The sequence below is a fragment of the Geothrix mesophila genome (genome assembly GCF_022808835.1).
Classification (GTDB): domain Bacteria; phylum Acidobacteriota; class Holophagae; order Holophagales; family Holophagaceae; genus Geothrix; species Geothrix paludis.
Genome location: NZ_JAKZLD010000001.1, coordinates 1338699 through 1357701, shown reverse-complemented (window position 1 = coordinate 1357701; position 19003 = coordinate 1338699). Strand labels below are relative to the sequence as shown.

The following is a 19003-nucleotide window of genomic DNA, read 5'->3' as shown; positions in this document are numbered from 1 at the left end:
CCCCGAAACCGGACCAGCCTCGCCATGGCGAAGGTCGTCATGGCCTGCCCAGGCAAGCGCGGATGGCGCCCGGACGCCGGGCGCGGCGCCTCTTCAGCCTTCGCGGGAGATCGTGGGACTGGTCCTCAGGCCGTGCAGACAGAAATCCACCAGGAGTTCCGCCTCCTGGAAGTGGCTGCCGAAGGGTGGGTATTCGCCCCACAGCACCTTGTTGAGGCCCGACATCGTTCCGTGGCCGGCCACCTGGCCCATGATCGTGGCGCCGAGGAAGGCCACCTGTGCGGCGTTCAGCTCGGGGCGGAGCACCTGGATGCAGTCCCGGATCAGGTTGGTGGCGGGGCCCAGATACTGCTGGATGAGCGGACGGAGGCTGGACCGTGGGGAGCGGAATTCCCTCACCCAGAGGCGGGCCCGATGGTCCTGGAGTGGCCTGGCCGCCACCGCATCCGGAGCCGCCTGCTGGTACATGAAGTGGATCTGCTCCCGCAGCAGGCGGATGGCCGCCTGCGGGTCCCGCTGCTCCAGGCCCGAGGACAGCGCGGGATTCGGGAGCTGCGGCGCGGAGGTTTCGAAGATGTGCTTGAACACCTCCAGGTACAGCCCCTCCTTGTTCCCGAAGTGATGGGAAAGGAGCGAAAGGGGCCGGCCCGCCTTCTCCGCGATCATCCGCATGCTCGTGCCGTCGAATCCGTGGTCGGCGAAACACACCAGGGCAGCCTGGAGCAGCGATGTGCGCGTGTCTGAGGTTTTGGGTTCCATATCGGTCCCCAGGATATCCCCAGTTGGATTCGAACTGCGTCTGGCGGCGGCAGCGGGGGACCCGCTCCGTCGTGCGCACGGGCTGTCTCCGTGGTCCCACTCGGAGGTGGGCTGTGTTCCGTCGTTGGGATCGACCCATCGGGGCGAGATTCGAACTGCGCCTGGCTGCGCCAGCCGCCGGTCTCGCTCCGGCGTGCCATCAAGACACGCCTCGGGCGGTCCCACCTGGAGGTGGGCCGTGCTCCGTTGTTGGGATCGACCCACCAGAGCGGGATTCGAACTGCGCCTGGCTGCGCCAGCCGCTGGTTTCGCTCCCGACAGCGCCCCGCGCTGTCTCCGCAAGCCCACACAGAGGTGGGCCGTGCCCCGTAGCTGGGATCGACCCATCAGAGCGGGATTCGAACTGCGTCTGGCTGCGCCAGCCGCCGGTCTTCCTCCGACGCGACATCAAGTTGCGTCTCCGGAATCCCACTCGGAGGTTCGAATCCTCTCGACCCGATGGGTCAAAACACCAGAAGGGCCCTCTTTCGAGGGCCCCTCTGGTGTTTTGGTCGGCGCGAGAGGATTCGAACCTCCGACCCCTACCACCCCAAGGTAGTGCGCTACCAGGCTGCGCCACGCGCCGTGAACCATTGACTCTAGACCGGGTGGGGCCTCAGGTCAAGGTTTGACTGGATGGGACAGCCGTTCGTACAGGGCGCGCACGGACTTGAGGATGGGCTGGAGGTCGGAACTGGTCCGCAGAAGGCGGGGGATGGTGGGCTTGGGCTTCGCCGCGGGCGCGGCGGGCAGCTCCTCGGCGTCGAGGCCCAGGTCCAGGCGCTGGACGAGGTGGCCGTGGGCCAGCAGCTCCTCGCAGTCGGCCACGGTGAGGCCTTCGGCCAGCCAGGCCTTGATGCGCTTCAGGCGCGGCAGCTCGTCCACGTGGTAGTAGCGCAGGTTGCCCTTGCTGCGCCGGGGCTTGATGTCGGGGATGACGTCTTCCCAGTAGCGCAGGTCCTTGGGACCGACGCCGATGAGGGCGGCGGCCTCTCCGATCTTGAACCACTTCTTGTCACTCACGGCCAGCCTCCGACCGTCGTGATTCGCTCCCTGTGGGGGCCCCGCTCCGCAGGCTCCCCCGGAGCCTGCTCCGCGACCCACATGGTCGCGAGATCTTGAACCACTTCTTGTCCGTCATCGGGACACCGGTCAGCTCTCCCTGGGCTCGATGCCCAGGGCCTTGAGGCGCTTGTAGAGGTTGGAGCGGTCCACGCCCACGCGCTCGGCCACGCGGGTCATGTTGCCGCTCTGGAGCTTCATCTCCCGCTGCAGGTACTGGGCCTCGAACCAGTCGCGGGCCTCCTTGAGGCTGGGGAACTCGGGGAAGGAGAAGGGGTCGGTCTCGGCCAGATGCCGGGCGGCCAGGGCACCCAGGTCGCGGGGGCCGATCTCGGCGCCGCGGCCCAGGATGACGGCCCGCTCCATGAGGTTCTTCAGCTCGCGCACATTGCCGGGCCAGTCGTGGCGGAGCAGCGTGTCCTTGGCCTCGGGCCCCAGATGCCGAGGCGGGCGCCCGTACTGGCGGCCGATGCGGCTGATGAAGGCTTCCGCAAGCGGCAGGATGTCCTCGGGGCGCTCGCGCAGGGGCGGGATGCGCAGGGGCACCACGGCCAGCCGGAAGTAGAGGTCCTCGCGGAAGCGGCCCTTGGTGATCTCGCCGGCCAGGTCCTTGTTGGTAGCGGCGATGACGCGCACATCCACCCCCACGGCGCCGCCGCCGCCCACGGGCTCCACGCGGCCCTCCTGGAGGGCGCGCAGGACCTTGGCCTGGGTCTTGAGCGACATGTCGCCCACCTCGTCGAGGAAGAGCGTGCCGCCGTCCGCCTCGCGGAACTTGCCCTTCTGGTCGCGCACGGCGCCCGTGAACGCGCCCTTCTGGTGGCCGAAGAGCTCGCTCTCGATGAGCTCCTCGGGGATGGCCGCGCAGTTCACTTCCACGAAGGGGGCGTCCTTGCGGGGGCTCTGCTGGTGGATGAGGCGGGCCACCTCCTCCTTGCCGCTGCCGTTCTCGCCGGTGAGCAGCACGCGGCCTTCCGTGGGCGCCACCAGGGCCACGTCGGCCATGAGCCGCTTCATGGCGGGGCTGTCCGCCAGGAAGAAGCGCCCGCCCTCGACCGCGGCATGCAGCCGCTGGTTCTCCTGCTCCAGCCGGGACTGCCGCAGGGCGTTGCCCGTCACGAGCAGCAGGCGGTCCAGGTCGATGGGCTTCTCGAGGAAGTCGAAGGCGCCCAGCTTGGTGGCCTGGAGGGCCGTGTCGATGCTGGCGTGGCCGGAGATCATCACCACGGGCAGGTCGGCGCGGATCTGCTTGGCCTGCTTCAGGGTTTCCAGGCCGTCCTGGCCCGGCAGCCAGACGTCCAGCAGCATGAGCTGGATGCCCTCGCCATCGGGGTTGTGGAGCAGGTCGATGGCCTGCTCGCCCCGCTCGGCCTTCACGACGTGGTAGCCCTCGTCCTTGAGGGCTTCGCCCAGGGACCGCCGGATGCCCGGCTCGTCATCCACCAGGAGGATGGTCGTGGGGACAGTCATGGCTCCATGCTGGACGCGGGGCAAGCCTTTGTCCAGCAGGGGGTTGCCTAGATTTCCGCCAGCGCCTTCTCGGTTTCCGGCAGCAGGGCCACGGCCAGTTCCGAAGCGGCCAGGTAGTACGGATGGGCCTGCACCTGGGGCAGCTGCTCAGCCACCACCGCCGTGAAGGGGCGCAGATGCTCCTGGATCAGGCGCTGGGCCAGGGCCACGAACCGCGGCCGCTCCGCCAGATCGCCTTCGATCACCTGGGCCAGGAGGTAGCTGAGGCAGGAAAGCTCCAGACCCAGGTGGTCGGGCGGAATGCCGAGATCCTCCTGGAGGCTGATGTCGGCCTCGTCGTAGATGGCCTTGAGGGGCTCCAGCACCTCGGGGGCCATGTGGTGTCCCCGGGCCTGGACGGACTCGAAGAGGTGGACCGTGTCCGTGTCCTTGGCGTGGAGGAAGAGCCGGGCGTATTCCACGGGCTGGTCGGCGGCGGAGAGGGTGGATCCCGCCATCCGGCCCAGGGGCGACGCCAGGGAGGGGCTGCCGCAGCCGTCCAGCAGCTGCTGCAGCCCCTCCTTGAGGTCGGCGTCGGGCTCCAGGAAGGCTTCGGCGAGGATCTGGGCGAGGTCCGCCAGGAGCGCGAGCGACATGGGTGATCCTTCCTAGCGCAGCAGGCCCATCCGGTGGAAGCTGCTTACCTGGCCAGCGTAGACGAAGATGTACCGGAGCAGGAAGCCTCCGAAGAGCACGAGGCCCGCGGCGGTCAGGGCCATGCGGCGGCTGCCGTGGAACTCGTGGCCCTTGAAGATGCTGGGGAAGAGTTCGTAGACCTCGATGGCCAGGGGCACCAGGAGGCCCAGGAAGAGGAAGAACACCCAGAAGACCAAAGTGTAGGGGCCGCCCAGGATGAGGGTCAGGGCGTCCTTCACGGCCTGGGACGAGAGCTGCCCGTGGATGATGTAGGGCAGGATGATGAACAGCTCAAGGGAGATGAACACCACGTCCAGGGTCACCAGGAACTTGGTCTCGTGCTTCTCGATGGGGTTCTTCCGGTCCAGCAGCATGGCGAGCAGCAGGGCCGCGGAGCCGCTGGAGAGGGCGGAGAACAGGAACATCTGGGCCACCAGGTTTGTGTTCCAGAACGGCCGGGCCGAGACGGCGCCCAGCAGCACGCCGGTGTAGATGCCCACGCCGATGGAGAAGGGGAAGCCCACCATGGCGATCTTCTCGCGCCAGGAGGAGATGTCCACGTTCAGCCGATGCACCTGCTTCCAGGTCGCGGGGATCTTGCTGAAGATCCACTTGCGCTCATCCTCCTTCAGCCAGGCGAAGAGGTAGACGAAGGCGATGAGGGTGAAGATGGTCAGCAGGTAGGAGCCGATGGACATCGGGCTCTGCCAGCGGAAGTGCAGGAACAGCTTGTAGAAGCGGTACCAGTTCCCCAGGTCGAGGATGAGCAGGCCGGAACCGACGGCCACGGGCCAGGGGGCCAGCAGGGCGCCCATGCGGGCGACCTTGGCGTAGACGGGCTTGTCGTCGACGGTCAGGTAGTTCGCCAGGCCCGCGGCGAAGAAGAGCCCCGCGGAAAGGCCACCCAGGAACAGGTAGACGACGATGAGGAGACCCCAGTTGAACTCGTGCATGGCTTCCTCCTAGAGCAGGTAATAGAGTTGGGGGCCGTTGCCCGTCTGGGGTTCCTTCACGCGGTAGCGCCGCGTGGAGAGCAGCTCATGGATCCGCGCGGTGGGATCCTCGAGGTCGCCGAAGACGCGCACCTTGGAGGGGCAGGTCTCGACGCAGGCCGGGATGTCGCCCTTGTCCACGCGGTGGCTGCAGAAGGTGCACTTGTCCACCACGCCCTCCTCCTCGTTGAAGTAGCGGGCGTCGTAGGGGCAGGCGACCATGCAGTAGCGGCAGCCGATGCACTCGTCGTAGTTCACGAGGACGATGCCGTCCTTACGCTGCCAGGAGGCCCCGGTGGGGCACACGCGGACGCAGGAGGGATCCGCGCAGTGGTGGCACTGCTCAGGCTCGAAGTTGATGCTCAGCTTGGGATACTCGCCCTTCCGCTCCTCGTTGATGCGGTTCCGGAAGTTGCCCACGGGGACCTTGTTCTCGGCCTTGCACGCCACGACGCAGGCCTTGCAGTTGATGCATTTCCTGGAGTCGATGACGAGGGCGTAGCGCTTCTTCTTGATGGCCATGGTTCACCCTCCTCAGGCGTTCGCGACTTTGACGAAGGTTTCGTGGAAGGCCGCGTTCCCGGAGACCTTGTCCCAGGCGGTCTCGAGGATCACGGCATCGCTGGCGCCCACGTTGTAGACGAGGCTCTGCATCTTCGACTTCTTGCCGAAGCCGTGGAGCATGAACACGCAGTCCGGGCGGATCTCCTCGGTGACGCGGGCCTTGAGCTTCACGCTGCCCACGCTGCTGCTGACCGTGATGTAGCCGCCATCCTTGATCCCGAGCCGCTCAGCGGGCTTGGGATTGATCCAGAGGTCGTTCTCCTTCATGAACTCGTGCAGCCAGACGTTGTTGGACTGGTTGGCGTGGGTGAAGTAGCCCACGCGGCCCAGGATGAGCCGGAACTGGTCGTTCCGGGGCTGAGGCTGCGCCGTGTAGACGGGCAGGGGGTCGTGGCCGGCTTCCTGGAGGCGCTCCGAGAAGAGCTCGATCTTGCCGCTCTTGGTGACGAAGCGGTGGTCCGGGTTCAGGGTCTTGCCATAGCTGGGCTGGCCGCTGGCGGCCCAGACGCCGTGCTTCTTCATGTGCTCGGCGGCCATGGGGATGGGCAGGTCCTTGAACTCCGCCTCGACCCACTGGTCGATGGTGTAGTCGAAGTAGTCGCTGAGGCCCAGGCGCTTGGCGATGCCCTGGACGATCTCGAGGTTCGGCCTCGTGTCGTGGATGGGCTTGACCACCTGCTGGCGGTAGACCACGGCGGGCCAGATGCCGGGCATCACCTCCACGGGATCCGTGCGCTCCAGGTAGGCGCTCTCGGGGAACACCACGTCCGCATACCAGGCCATGTCGCTCATCTGGACGTCGATGACGCCGATGAAGTCCATCTGCTCGACCATCTTCATGGTCTTGGCCTGATCGGGCAGGGAGTTCATGGGGTCCTGCTTATAGACCATCCAGCCCTTCACGGGGTAGGGCTTCCCGCTGAGGACGTTCTCGCGGAGCTTGAGGTAGACACCGTCGCCCTTGGCGGCGAGGGGGAAGGCGGTTTCGATCTCGTCCACCCGGGGGGCCTTGGGCTCGTCCCAGGGCATGAAGAGGAACTCGCCCTTCGGCAGCTTGGCGTTGGGCACCATGCCGCCCATCTGGTCCCAGTTGCCGACGATGGCGTTGAGGATGGCCTGGGCGCGGCGCATCTGGAAGTCGTTCTGGTACCACGAGGATCGGCGGCCTGCGTAGTAGAGCGCCCGGGCGCCGGCATCGGCGAACTCGCGGGCGATGCGGACGATGTCCGCGGCCGGGATCTCGGTCTCCTTCTCGGCCCACTCCGGCGTGTACTGCTTGACGTGCTCGGCGAGCTGGTCGAAGCCGGTGGTGTAGGTGGCGACGAAGTCCTTGCTGTGGCGGCCCTCCTTGATGATCACGTGGATCATGGCGAGGATGAAGGCCAGGTCGGAGCCGGGCTTGATGGGGTACCACTCGTCGGCCTTGGCGGCGGTGACGGTGAAGCGGGGATCGAGGTAGACCAGCTTGGCCTTGCGCTCCATCACCCCGCCGATGAGGTCCATGGTGTCGGGCGTGATGATGCTCTCGAAGCGGTTGGCGCCGGACATGATGACGAACTTGCTGTTCAGCAGGTCGAAGCTGGGGACCGTGCCGAAGGTGGCGCTGTAGGCCAGGTTCACCGAGGCGAGGCACAGCGTGGGATGGCGCACGATGTTGGGAGAGCCGAAGGCCAGGCCCAGGTTCTTGAAGAAGACCTCCTGGAAGCCCTCGGTGGAGGACCACAGGGTGCCTTGCGGGCCGTACTTGTCCTTCACCTCGGACAGCTTCTTGGCCGCGAAGTCGAAGGCCTCGTCCCAGCTCACGGGCTTCCACTTGCCCTCGCCGCGGGCTCCCACGCGGATCATGGGCTGCTTGATGCGGTCGGGGTCGTAGACCTGCTTGATGGCGGCGTTGCCGCGGGCGCACAGCATGTCGCGGGACTTGGGGTTCTCGGGGTTGGGGTTCAGCTTCCTGACGAAGCCGCCCTCAACCACGGCGATGGCCGAACACTTGTTCGGGCACAACTCGCAGGTCGTGGGGATCTCCTTCGTTTCTGCGGCGGAGCTGCGCCCCTTCTTGAAGTATCTGAGGCATCCCACCTGTGTGGCGGCGACGGCCCCCGCGGTGGCGCCCGCGCTTTTCAGGAACAGCCGGCGATCCATGCGAATCGTTCCCATCGTGGTCTCCCTGGTGATGCGAGGAAGGGTGGTGGAGGATGGGCCGGAGGGTCGCCCCTCCGGCCCGGGTGTTTCAGACGCTAGAAATGCACTTCGATGGAGGCGTAGAGATTCTTGACTGTCTCCGGGTAGGCGTACTGGAGCATGGGGTTGTTGCTCAGGTTCATGGCGGACACCCAGTCCTGACCGGGCTGCACGGAGGGGCCGATCTGCCAGCCGCTCATCGCGGTGGTGTACTTGTAGTCGATGTAGCCCAGCCGGATGGCGGCGTTATGGGCGAACCGCCACTGGATGTAGCCTTCCCACACGTCGCCGCGGGCGCCGAGCTTGTCGGTGTACTCGCCGGTGGCGGGGGTGTAGGTCCACCAGCGCGGGGAGCCGTGGTTGAACTCCACACCCACGCCGAAGGTCGGGGTGGGGTCATAGCGCATGCCGGCATAGTAGGCCGTGGCGGTTTCGCTCTCGTTGGGGTTGCCCATCAGGCCGCCGAAGCCGGACAGCTGCACGGTGTTGCCGCCCATGGAGGCCGGCATGGTCCAGTAGGCGCCGTACTGCGAGACCTGGCCGTTCGGGTGGCTCTTGAGATACCCGCCGCTCACGAAGTAGGTGAAGGTGTCACCGATCTTGTGCTTCCAGGTGGCGGTGAACTGATCCATGTCGCCGAGGTTGGCGGTGGCGGTGACGTACTGGGTCGAGGGCGTCTGGCCGGGGATCGGGAAGTTGATGGTGTTCCCGAAGGGGATATCCGTCATGTTGCCCATGCGGTTGTAGCCCAGGTAGAAGTTCGCGCTCTGGACCGACTCGCCGATCTGGAAGAGCAGGGGCATGTCGAACATGGCACCTAGCACAGTGGTGTCCTTCAGGGGTCCGATGTTGCCCACCACCGGCGCGATGGCGGAGGGGTTCGTCCCGTTGAAGTTGGTGAAGTTCATGCCCACGATGGTCTGGTTCGACTTGACGTTGCCGCCGCCACCGAACCCGCTCTCGTAGCCCACGCCGTAGCAGAAGCCCAGCAGGGTGCCTTCAGGAAAACCGATCTTTTCGAGCTGGAACTTCCAGCCGATGCCGTCGATGGTGGCATTCACGGCCAGGGCCTGCGGGGTGGCCTGACGCTCGCTGCCCTCGCGGACTTCGAACGGCGGGCCATCGGAGGTGTTCTGGCGGCCGATGGACAGGATGCTGGCGACCGAGTTGAAGTGGTAGACCAGGCTGGCCCGCTCCACCCGCAGCGCGTCTGTTGCGGGCGTCTGGCCGGTGGTGAAGGACGTGGCGATGGTGTTGGGCGAACCGTTGAAGGTGGGCACATCCGCCCCGCCGTGGACCTTGTACATCACGAGGCGGCCCATGATCTTGGCGTTCTCGTTGATGGTGATGCCCATGTTCAGGCGGAGTCGGGTGGACCACTGGACGGAGTTGGTCCAATCCTGCGCACCCACCGGCTGGGCGATGGGCGCGAAGGGGTACGGATTGGACGCGCTGGGGGTGTTCTGCATGAACCCCATGAACTGCGTGTAGGGCTTGAAGTGCTGCTGCGTGCTGTCGAAGCGGGTGCGGAGTTCCCCGCCCCACTGGATGTTGTCGCCGGCGACCTTGGTCTCGACCTTGGTCAGGCGGGTGTCCACTTCCTGTGCGGCGGCGGCCTTCTCTTCGACGGCCTTGAGCTGGACCTTCAACTGCTCGATCTGCTTCTGCAGGTCCTGGGCGGACTGGGCGCTGAGGGCCGCGGGCGCCAGCATGGCGACCAGGGCGAGCGCGATTCTGGAATTCATGGCGTATGCCTCCGGGGTGAGGGGTTCAAGGGCAGGGGTTCGACTGCGCGGCCGGGATCAGCCGCCGCAGGTTTCGGGCTGAGGGGAATCGGAGGCGTGGTTCACGAGGAAGGTCTGGATGTCCTTGACCTGCTCGGGCTTCACGACGGAGTCGATCTTCTCGGCGCCCTTCTTGTGCTTGCCGGCGGCGAAGTAGGCCTTCCACTGGGCCTGGGTCTTGGAGAGGGGGGTGATCTCCTTGGCGGCGCTGCCGGGGGTGTGGCAGGACTTGCAGGTCTTCTTGAAGAAGAATTTGCCCTTGGTGTCGCTGCCGCCCTGAGCGGCGAGGGGCACCGTGAGCGCCGCGAGCACGGCGAGGAGCTTCAGGGTGTTCCGCATGGAGCACGTCCTTTCTGGGGTGGGTGAGGAAGGGATGGCGCCCGGCCAGGCAGGCCGAAGGCACTGGATCCCGGGGATCCTGTGGGAGCTTGTTACGGGCGCGGATGAGAGCGCCGCTGAATAGAGGATGAATGGGTGGATAACGAGGTCAAGTTGTTCGTGACTATGGTCACCAATAATTAAATAACCACCAAGTAATTTGAATGAAAACCTTCAATTGGCATGGATCTGGAAGCTGGCCGTTGAAGCTGGAATGGACTGTTATCTTGAGGGTTGCGAGGCCCCCATGGATGCACCCCGTCCCCTACCCACCCCCGAGCAGGACGCCGCCGTAACCCCGGTAATGGGGCCCGCGCTGAAACGGCAGGTGCTGGTCTGCACCGCCAAGAGCTGCACGGCCAATGGGTCCGAGGCGGTCCTGGAGGCCTTCAAGGCCCACCTGATCGAAGAGAACCTGCTGTTCTACAAGGGCAACCGTGAAGGCGAGGTGCAGTGCATCCACTGTGGCTCCGTGGGCTTCTGCGCCATCGGCCCGGCGGTGCTGGTGTACCCGGACGGCATCTGGTACGCCCACGTCACGCCCGCCGACGTGCCCGAGATCATCGAGAGCCACCTCAAGGGCGGCGTGCCCGTGGAGCGCCTGGTGCGCAAGCGCCTGGGTTGAGCGTTTCCGCGCCCACCAGCCCCTAGCCTTAGTCCTGGTCCTGGCCCTCATCCTCGAAGGCGCGCCGCTCTTCCGGCGTATCCACGTCCAGCCATTCGGGGCCCTCGGCGGGCAGGACCAGGTGCGGGAGGGATTCCGCCAGGGCCATGAGCGAGCGGGACGTCGCGGCGGCGACGGCCGGGCGGAGCGCGCTGGCGACCCAGCCGCCCAGAGGCTGGAGGTGGCCCCGATGGCGCGCCATCACCCAGTGGAGGGCCTGAGGATCGGCAGCCTCGGCGCGGCGGGCCCAGTCCTCCAGGCGCTCCGGCGTCCAGCGAACCTGGTCGCAGGCCAGCACCCACCAGCGGCGGGCGGCGGGCGCTTCGAGGGCGGCCCAGACCTGCAGCGCACGGGCAGGTCCCTCACGGGGATCGACGATCACCGGCAACCCGGGACGGTCGGGCAGGGGCTCTCCCAGCACCTGGACGGGCGCCCCCGGGAACACGGCCTCGAAGACCCGGACGAGGCGCGCCCCCCAGGAGCCGCCGGCCGGGTGCGCCAGGGCATGCTTGGCCTCGCCCATCCTGCGGCCCTGGCCGCCGCTCAGAAGCAGCAGACCGGCGCGCTGGGACCTCATCCACCCACCTGCCACATGCCACTCGAGAGGATCGGGACCTCCCCGTGGCGCATGGGGTGGCAATCCAGCTTCTCGGTGAGGGCCTGGCGGACGAGCCGCGCGAGATCCTCGTGCGAGGCGTGGTTCCGCAGGGGCTCCAGGAGATCCACGGGCTTGTTCCCGAAGAGGCAGGCCTTCAGCTCGCCGCGGCTGGTGAGCCGCACCCGGTTGCAGCGGTCGCAGAAGTCCGCGCTGAGGGTCGAGATGACACCGACCTTGCCTTCGCTCCCCGCCAGCTTGAAGATCCGCGCAGGGCCTTCCTCCAGGCCCACCACCGGCTCTTCCTCCAGGGAGGTCCCGAGGCCTTCCTGGACGGTGCGCAGGATCTCGCCTGCGGGCATGAACTGGTCCCGCCCCCAGCCATTGCCCTGGTAGGGCATGAACTCGATGAAGCGCACCTGGATGCCCTCCATCCGGGCCAGCCGGGCGAGGGGGACGATCTGGTCTTCGTTCCAGCCCTTCAGGACCACCGCGTTCAGCTTGGTCTTGAGGCCGGCGGACCGGGCCGCCTCGATCCCCGCCAGCACGCGGGACAGGCCATCCTTGCGGGTGAGACGCTCGAAGGAGCCGCGCTCCGCGGCGTCCAGGCTCACGTTCACGCCGCACAGGCCGGCGTCCCGCAGGCCCCTTGCCCGGCGGGCCAGGTGGATGCCGTTGGTGGTGAGGTGCACCCGGCCCTCCACTTCGGGGCTGATGCCCGCAACGATGGTCTCCAGATCCCGGCGCATCAGGGGCTCGCCGCCCGTGAGGCGCACCTTGCGGATGCCCAGGCTGGTGAAGACCTGGGCGATCTGCACCAGCTCATTCCGGCTCATGGCCGGAGGTTCGGCGCGCTCCTGGGCTCCGGTTCTCGGCTTGCAGTAGACGCAGGCCAGGTTGCACTGCTCGGTCACGGAGATCCGCAGGTAGGTGATGGCCCGGCCGAGGCCGTCCTTGAGGCCGTCCTTCAGCCTGAGCATCCGGGGGGGCTGGCTGTTCATCGGCATGGGGAAAGAGGGGGGCACAGAGTCTCCGGGTCCACCCAGGATGCTCGGAACGGCCCGGACGTGCCTGGGGTTTATGCCCTCGGTCACAGGGATCAGGCTTCCTGCAGCGGGAGCTCCACCATGAAGCGGGCGCCCCGGCCGGGTTCGCTGTCGATCTTCATCTCCCCCAGGTGCGCGTCGATGAGGCTGCGGCAGATGAAGAGGCCGAGCCCCCATCCGTGGGCGGCATCGCCGGCCTGGGTCTGCCGGAAGGGCATGAGCAGCTCCTCGACCTTCGAGACATCCAGCCCGCGCCCGGTGTCCCAGACCTCGAGGCGCCAGATCCGGGCCTCCCAGTCCACCGAGGACCTGACGCCGACCTCGCCTCCGGACGGCGTGAACTTGAGGGCGTTCTCGAAGAGGTTCAGGAGGATCTGGTGGAGGGTGGCCGTATCGGCGAGGATGTGCGCCCGCCCCGCATCCGGGGAGACCTCGAGGTGGAAGGTGAGGCCCCTGGCCTCGGCCTTCAGCCGCAGCACATCCTCGAAGCCCTCGGTGACTTCGGCGGGGACCGTGGGCACCAGCTTGAGGCTCTGCAGCAGCGCCTCCGAGCGGCTCTGGTCCAGGAGGTTCCGCAGGAGCGTCTCGATGCGGTTCGCCTCCCGCTCCATCACGTCGAGCAGGTTCAGGTTGGCACGGGGGATCAGCTCGCGCAGGCGGTCCAGGGTGAGGAGGATGGTGGTGAGGGGCGAGCGGAGGTCGTGCGTGACCATGTCCAGCAGCTTCAGCCGGCTTTCGAGGCTGCGCTTGATCTGCTGGTGGGCGTGCTCCAGGGCTCGGTTCTGCCGGTCCAGCATGAGGGTCCGGTTCTCGATGGTCTCCTCGAGCTCGCGGGAGCGCATGGCGAGGCTGTGGCCGCGCCACCAGAGCGCCCAGGCGAGCAGGCCGATCAGGGCCAGGGCGACCAGCCCGCGCATCAGCCAGCGCTCGTACCAGGCCGGGCGGACTTCGATGGAGACCGGCGCCGCCTCGGCCCAGGTCACGCCATCGCTGGAGGCGCGCAGGTAGAACTCGTAGTGGCCCGCCCGGAGGTTCCGGTACTGGAGCGTGAGGCCCTGGTTCACGGGCTGCCAGCCGTCGTCCACACCCTGGAGGCAGGCCTGGTAGTGGAGCTGGGAGGGCACCAGGGGGTCGCCGGTGTCGAAGCTGAGGTCCAGGTAATCCGGGCGCGGCGGGACGGTCGCCTCGTCGGGAAGCGCCTGGGAGCCCCCGGGCCACCGCACGTCGAGAAGGGTGGGCGGCCGCAGGGGCGTGTTGTGGAACGCGAGGGCGTCCTGCAGGATGCAGACGCCCCCGATCATGCCGATCCACAGGCGGCCCTTGGAATCCAGCAGGAAGCCGTCGTGGTTGGTCTCCTCGGAGATCAGGCCCTGGCTGCGGCTCAGGTGGTGGAGGTTCCGGCCCTCCAGCAGGGTCACGCCCTTGTTGTGGCCGAAGGCCATGTGCCCGCGTCCCACGTCGGCGATGAAATTGATCCCTTCGTCCGGCAGGCCCTCGTTGAGCCCGAAGGTCGTCCACTGGTCGTCCCGCCACAGGTGCAGGCCCTTCATGGTCCCGATCCAGAGCCGGCCCCGGGAATCGATGGCCATGGCGGTCACGGTGGAGCTGGCGAAGGGCGCGTCCGGGAAGGCCCGCTGGAGCTTCCCGCCGACCAGCTCCCACAGCCCGTAGCCCGTGGCCAGCAGGAGGCGGCCCTGGTAGCGCAGGATGTTCGAGACGGTCTCGTTGCCGGCCTCGGGGGGAAGGCGGTGGTGGGCCAGCAGGCGCCCCTGGCCATCCAGCTCGAACAGACCCTGATCGGTGCCCGCCAGGATGCCGGAGCCGCTCCGCACCAGGGTCAGCACCGCCGCCTTGGACATCTGCGCCGGGCCGGCGGGCGACACCCGGCCGTTCCTCCAGCGGGCGAGGCCGCGATCCGTGCCCACCCAGGCGCCGCCCGCGCCATCGGCGAGCATGCCCCAGGTCTCCGTGGCGGGGAGGCCTTCGCGCTGGGTCCAGTGGGCGGTGATGTTGCGGCCATCCTCGACCAGGTAGACGCCGGTACTGGCAGCGAGGAGGTACCTCTGCGGATCGAGCTCGAGGATGCCCGAGACTGCGGCCAGATCCTTGCCCAGGATCACGCTGGAGCTGTCGATGGTCAGCAGCTCCGGCAGCGCCTGGGCCGCCAGCCCGTCGCCGTCGGAACCGACCCAGAGCACGCCCCGGTGATCGCGCATGGCGACGAAGATCCGGTCCCGGGGAAGGCCGGTGTCGGAGGTGAGGATGCGGGTGCGCCCATCGGGTTCCCGCACCAGCACGCCATCGCCGCCCAGGGAGATCTGGAATCCCTCGCCCTGGGCATTGAACCGGAGGCTGACCATGCGGGGAACGCGGGGAAGACCGGACAGCGGCTCGTTCACCCACCGGCCCCGGTCCATGCGGAGCAGCGCGCCGTCGAGCAGCACCCAGGCCTGCCCGTGGGCATCCACCTGGAGGTCGCGGACCCGGCCGCCCGGATGCCTGGGGGACAGGGAATACATGCGGAGGCCCTGCGGGTCCCAGCGGGCCACGGCGCCGTCCTTGCCGAGGATCCAGATGCCCTTGGCGCGGTCCCGGGCCAGGCGCCGGATCGGCCCGCCGGGCCAGGGTGCCGGCAGCTGGACCGGAAGGAACCTCCCCTCCTCCAGCCGGAACAGCCCCTGGCGGTTGCCCACGAGGACGCGATCCCTGTCATCCAGGCCGAGGGCCAGGCCCTCGAAGACGCCTTCTCCTCCGGCGAGGCCGTAGTTCAGGACCAGGTCGCCGCGGATCTCGGAGACCCCTTCCTGGCTGCCCACCCAGATGCTTCCGGAGGGGGATTCCATGAGGGCGTAGACGAAGAGGGCCTTGAGTCCCTGCGGCGCCGCGAAGGTCCGGAAGCCGGAGGCGCCCAGTCGGGCGACGCCGCCGGTGTTGGTGCCCACCCACAGGAACCCGTGCTGGTCCTCGATCAGCGCCGTCACCTGGCTCTGCGGCAGGCCATCCCGCAGCCCGAAACGCCGGAACGCGGGCTGCTGTCCCGCCAGGGGCAGGATGGCTCCGACCAGTCCCAGCCAGAGCCAGGCGAGGAATACGAGGGGTGTTGAGCGCATGAAACCGAGGTCAAGGGAATCATCGGCGCGGAAGCGCGCAACGTGATTCTTGGATGGCATGGGACTATGAAAGCATGCTTGTGGACGCCCACTGCCATCTCACGGGAACCCACCTGGCCGAGGGCCAGGTGGAGGCCACCCTGGCCCGGGCACGCGCGGAGGGGGTGACCGGCTTCATCGCCGTTGGCACCGATTTGGAGGATTCCCGCGCGGTGCTTGACCTCGCGCGGCGCGTTCCGGGCGTCCAGGCCAGCCTGGGCGTGCATCCCCACGAGGCCAAGACCTGGTCTCAGGATACGGAACCCGCCCTGGCGGTCCTGGCGGCCGACCCCGCGGTGCGCTTCGTGGGCGAGACAGGTCTGGACTGGCACTACGACCTGAGTCCGAGGGACGAGCAGGAGGCGGTGTTCCGCGCCCAGATCCGCCTGGCGAAGGCGCTTCGGAAGCCCCTCATGATCCACACCCGTTCCGCCCCCGAGGCCACGTTGAGGATCCTGGAAGAAGAGGGCGCCGACGCCGTCCGGGGCATCATCCACTGCTTCAGCGAGGACCGGCCCTTCGCCGCGAGGGCCCTGGACCTGGGCTTCTACCTGAGCTTCTCGGGCATCGCCACATTCAAGAAGGCCGAGGCGGTGCGGGACGTGGCGGCCTGGGCCCCGGCGGACCGCATCTTGGTGGAGACCGACGCGCCCTTCCTGGCACCGGTCCCCTACCGGGGCAAGCCGAACGAGCCGGGTTTCGTGCGGTACACCGCCGAGGCCGTGGCCGGCCTGCGGGGGATCTCCTCCCTGAAGCTGGCTGAACTGACCACCCGCAACCTGGAGGCCCTGTGCGGCTGGGCGCCCTCTTCCTGATCGGCGCGGCGCTGGCCGCCGCCACCCCCCAGCTTCCTCCCGCTGCCGCCCAGGGAGCGCAGAGCCACCCGCGCCTGCCCTGGGAGCAGGCCTCCCCCCTCGCCTGGCAGGCGGAACCCTGGGCGCCGCCGGCGGACGTGCCGGGCGTTCCCGCGGCCTCGCAGGGACCCATGACCGTGCACCTGAGCGGGGATGGCACCCTGCGGGTCAGTGACGCCCGGGGCCTGATCCTCCTGCAGGCGGGTCTGCCGGGGCGACCGCTGCGGGCCTGGCGGGATGGCGGTGTGCCCCTCGCCTCGGCCTGGGGCGTCTGGGGCTTTCCCACGGATTCGCCGCTGACCCAGGGGCTGGGCGGGCTCCGCTGGGCCGCCGATGATTTCCGCCCCTTCCTGCGGGGCCTGCTCTGGGTGCTGGAGGATGGCGAAGGCTTCCTGACCGTGGTGCATCCCGCCACGGCCCGGGTGGTCCACCTGCCCCTGCCGCCGGGGCGCGACCTGCGGATCCGCTTCCTCCCGGATCGCCTCGAGGTGGCCGCCGGAGACGTGGAGAAGGGCGCCCCACGCCAGTGGTCCATCCCCTGGATGGGCCTGCTGCCGAGGCTGGCCGCCCTGGGACCCCATGCCGAAGCACCCAAGCTGGGCACGGCCCTCGCTCCCTTTCCCAAGGATTGAAAAAACTGAAGCGCCTCGGGTTTTCAAAACTGGCACGACCCTGGCTCAGTAGCCCCCGGAACCGACCCTATGGGAGTCGGCATCCAATCCAGCGGAGGTCCCATGAACGCGTCCTTCACCCATTCCCGTTACGCCGCGGCCCTGTTGCTTCCCGCTGCCCTCCTCAGCGCCGCTCCGCAGGCCGCCAATCAGAACCCGGCGGACGATGAAACCTACCAGGGCGAGGCTCCAGAACGCTATGCCATGGTCCGGGCCCTGGAGGGCGAAGTCCGCATCCGCAAGGGCGACGTGGACGAGACCCTGAGCCGCGGCACGCCCGTCGGGGAGGGCGATGTCGTGGAAAGCCGCGGTCGTGGCGTTCTGCAACTGGGCGATGGCACCCGCATCGCCTTCGGCGGCGCCACCCGGTTCACCGTCGCGGCCCTCTTCACCGACCGGAAGGGCGAGAAGCAGGTCCTGCTGCGCCTGGACTACGGCCGGATGCGCGTGTTGCTGGGCGGCCAGTCCGATGCGCGCTTCCGGGTGGACACGCCTTCGGGCACGGCCACCTGCTTCGACAGCGGCTCCTTCACCATCGAGGCTGAGCGTGACAGAGTGGTGCGGCTCAAGGTCCACAGCGGCCGCGTCTCCTTCGCCAACGAGCGGGACGAGAACCGGATCGCCGCCGGCGAGCGCCTCACCGTCTACAGCCCCCAGGACCGCCTGGACCGCATTCGCGACTTCAACACCTACGATGGCGACGACTTCGACCGCTGGAGCGAGCGGGCCGTGGTCATCCGGCGCGGCGAGAGCTGGGACCGGGTGCCCCCGGAGATCCGCTACTACGCCGACGAGCTGGACGACCACGGCCGTTGGGTCCACTCCGACGAGTTCGGCTGGGTCTGGCAGCCGGCCGGCGTGGCCGAGGACTGGCGCCCCTACTACGACGGCCGCTGGGCGCCCTACTCCGGCGGCATGACCTGGGTTTCCGACGAGCCCTGGGCCTACGTGGCCTACCACCACGGCCGCTGGCACTGGAGCCTCGGCGTGGGCTGGTTCTGGATCCCCGGCATCTACTACAGCCCCGCCTGGGTCGCCTGGAACTACACGCCGGGCTACTACGGCTGGGCCCCCCTGGGCTACTACAACACCCCCTGCCACTGGGGCTATGGCGCCTGGGGCGGCGGCTACGCCTGGAATGTGGTGTCCGTGAACTACATCAATGTCGTGAACGTCCGCGGGCGCATCTACTCCGACGCCAACGTCCTCCGGACCTTCAACGGCCCCACCGGCAGCACCACCTGGACGGGCGGCGGCCGCGACCTCCGGGCGCCCTGGCAGCGGTCCCCGCTGGTGGTGTCTCCGACCGAGTTCCGCAACCCGGCCCAGATCCAGCCGGTCTTCCAGCGCGACGTGAACCGCCAGCGCCTGGCAGCCTATGAGCGCCAGGCCCAGGCCGCCACCGGCCGGACCATCATCCGTCGGGAACTCCCCCCCGCCGCGGCCGGAGCCAGGCCCGGCGCCGCCGGCACCCCTGGGGCTCCGGGAGCGGCCGTCACCCGCGTGCCCTTCGAGGACCGCGGCCGGAGGGTTCAGCAGGGCGCCGATCGCCCCGCCGCCTCCCCCCGCGAACGGGGCTTCGAGGACCGGCCGAGGGACCGGGCGCGCGAGCTGCCCGCGACTCAGGACCGCAAGGCTGAACCCGCTCCCAGGGAACGCGGCGCGGACCCCCGCGGACGCACGGAGGATCGGCGCCAGGAGCCCGTCACGCGGGAACGCCCTGCGGAGCCCCGGTCCCGCGTCGAGGAACGGCGCCAGGAACCCCAGCCCCGGGAATCCCAGCCTCGGGAATTCCAGCCCCGGGAACGCGGCTACGAGTCCCGCCCTTCCGCTCCGGACCGCCGCCCGGAAGCCGCCCCCCGGGAGCGCCCCGTGGAACCGCGGCCACGGATCGAGCGCGAGGAACGCCGCCCGGACCCTTCGCCTCGGCCCGCAGAGCGGGAATCCCGCCCCGCGCCGCGGGTCGATCCGCCCCGCGAAGAGCGCCGAGAGTCGGCTCCCGAGTCCCGTCCCACCCAGGCGCCTTCCCGGCCTTCCGGCGGTGAAGGACGGGGCGGCGGCCGCGAGATCCGACGCTGAACCGACTCCCTGAATGCGGAATGGGCCCCGGTGGGGCCCAT

Annotated in this window: 16 protein-coding genes and 1 tRNA gene; 4 read left to right on the top strand and 13 right to left on the bottom strand. The window is 68.5% G+C overall.

What is annotated here, in order from left to right:
• Positions 1–93 precede the first annotated feature (93 nt).
• The 10 genes from MLG87_RS06150 to MLG87_RS06105 all read right to left on the bottom strand — a co-directional run bounded on the left by MLG87_RS06150 (position 94) and on the right by MLG87_RS06105 (position 9865).
• On the bottom strand, positions 94–759 hold the full coding sequence (locus tag MLG87_RS06150) for a TetR/AcrR family transcriptional regulator (RefSeq protein WP_243294311.1): 666 nt from the start codon (positions 757–759) through the stop codon (positions 94–96).
• Positions 760–1307: 548 nt separating this feature from the next.
• Positions 1308–1384: transfer RNA gene (locus MLG87_RS06145), tRNA-Pro, on the bottom strand.
• Between the two features lie 35 nt (positions 1385–1419).
• Positions 1420–1821, bottom strand: a complete 402-nt coding sequence (locus MLG87_RS06140; protein ID WP_243294310.1) for a helix-turn-helix domain-containing protein — start codon at positions 1819–1821, stop codon at positions 1420–1422.
• 129 nt (positions 1822–1950) lie between these two features.
• Positions 1951–3330 (bottom strand): sigma-54-dependent transcriptional regulator, encoded by a 1380-nt coding sequence (locus MLG87_RS06135; protein WP_243294309.1) that lies wholly within the window; start codon positions 3328–3330, stop codon positions 1951–1953.
• 47 nt (positions 3331–3377) lie between these two features.
• Positions 3378–3965 (bottom strand): TorD/DmsD family molecular chaperone, encoded by a 588-nt coding sequence (locus MLG87_RS06130; protein WP_243294308.1) that lies wholly within the window; start codon positions 3963–3965, stop codon positions 3378–3380.
• 12 nt (positions 3966–3977) lie between these two features.
• On the bottom strand, positions 3978–4958 hold the full coding sequence (nrfD, locus tag MLG87_RS06125) for an NrfD/PsrC family molybdoenzyme membrane anchor subunit (RefSeq protein ID WP_243294307.1): 981 nt from the start codon (positions 4956–4958) through the stop codon (positions 3978–3980).
• Positions 4959–4967: 9 nt separating this feature from the next.
• Positions 4968–5519, bottom strand: a complete 552-nt coding sequence (locus tag MLG87_RS06120) for a 4Fe-4S dicluster domain-containing protein (protein WP_243286571.1) — start codon at positions 5517–5519, stop codon at positions 4968–4970.
• A 12-nt stretch (positions 5520–5531) separates the two neighbouring features.
• Positions 5532–7718, bottom strand: a complete 2187-nt coding sequence (locus MLG87_RS06115) for a molybdopterin-dependent oxidoreductase (RefSeq protein WP_243294306.1) — start codon at positions 7716–7718, stop codon at positions 5532–5534.
• An 80-nt stretch (positions 7719–7798) separates the two neighbouring features.
• On the bottom strand, positions 7799–9487 hold the full coding sequence (locus tag MLG87_RS06110; RefSeq protein WP_243294305.1) for a DUF3373 family protein: 1689 nt from the start codon (positions 9485–9487) through the stop codon (positions 7799–7801).
• A 57-nt stretch (positions 9488–9544) separates the two neighbouring features.
• Entirely contained in the window at positions 9545–9865 is a 321-nt protein-coding gene (locus MLG87_RS06105; RefSeq protein ID WP_243286568.1) for a c-type cytochrome, read from the bottom strand.
• A gap of 286 nt (positions 9866–10151) precedes the next feature.
• Here MLG87_RS06105 and MLG87_RS06100 point away from each other — a divergent pair, with 286 nt between their 5' ends.
• Positions 10152–10529, top strand: coding sequence for a (2Fe-2S) ferredoxin domain-containing protein (locus MLG87_RS06100; protein ID WP_243294304.1), 378 nt, complete (start codon positions 10152–10154; stop codon positions 10527–10529).
• A 28-nt stretch (positions 10530–10557) separates the two neighbouring features.
• On the opposite strand, the gene mobA is transcribed toward MLG87_RS06100, so the two are convergent.
• The 3 genes from mobA to MLG87_RS06085 form a co-directional block, all read right to left on the bottom strand.
• Entirely contained in the window at positions 10558–11145 is a 588-nt protein-coding gene (gene mobA / locus MLG87_RS06095) for a molybdenum cofactor guanylyltransferase (RefSeq protein WP_243294303.1), read from the bottom strand.
• Complete coding sequence (gene moaA, locus MLG87_RS06090) at positions 11142–12188, bottom strand: GTP 3',8-cyclase MoaA (protein WP_243294302.1); 1047 nt, start codon at positions 12186–12188, stop codon at positions 11142–11144. Before moaA ends, mobA begins: the two co-directional genes overlap by 4 nt.
• A gap of 74 nt (positions 12189–12262) precedes the next feature.
• Positions 12263–15319, bottom strand: a complete 3057-nt coding sequence (locus tag MLG87_RS06085) for a sensor histidine kinase (protein ID WP_243294301.1) — start codon at positions 15317–15319, stop codon at positions 12263–12265.
• Positions 15320–15393: 74 nt separating this feature from the next.
• On the opposite strand from MLG87_RS06085, the gene MLG87_RS06080 reads away from it, so the two are divergent.
• From MLG87_RS06080 to MLG87_RS06070, 3 genes are all read left to right on the top strand, one after another.
• Complete coding sequence (locus MLG87_RS06080; RefSeq protein WP_243294300.1) at positions 15394–16173, top strand: TatD family hydrolase; 780 nt, start codon at positions 15394–15396, stop codon at positions 16171–16173.
• A complete protein-coding gene (locus MLG87_RS06075; protein ID WP_243294299.1) occupies positions 16149–16844 on the top strand; it encodes a hypothetical protein in 696 nt (231 codons plus the stop codon). The genes MLG87_RS06080 and MLG87_RS06075 overlap by 25 nt, the downstream gene beginning before the upstream one ends.
• Before the next feature lie 102 nt (positions 16845–16946).
• The gene (locus MLG87_RS06070) at positions 16947–18962 is read left to right on the top strand and encodes a DUF6600 domain-containing protein (protein ID WP_243294298.1); all 2016 of its coding nucleotides are present in this window, start codon (positions 16947–16949) and stop codon (positions 18960–18962) included.
• Positions 18963–19003 lie beyond the last annotated feature (41 nt).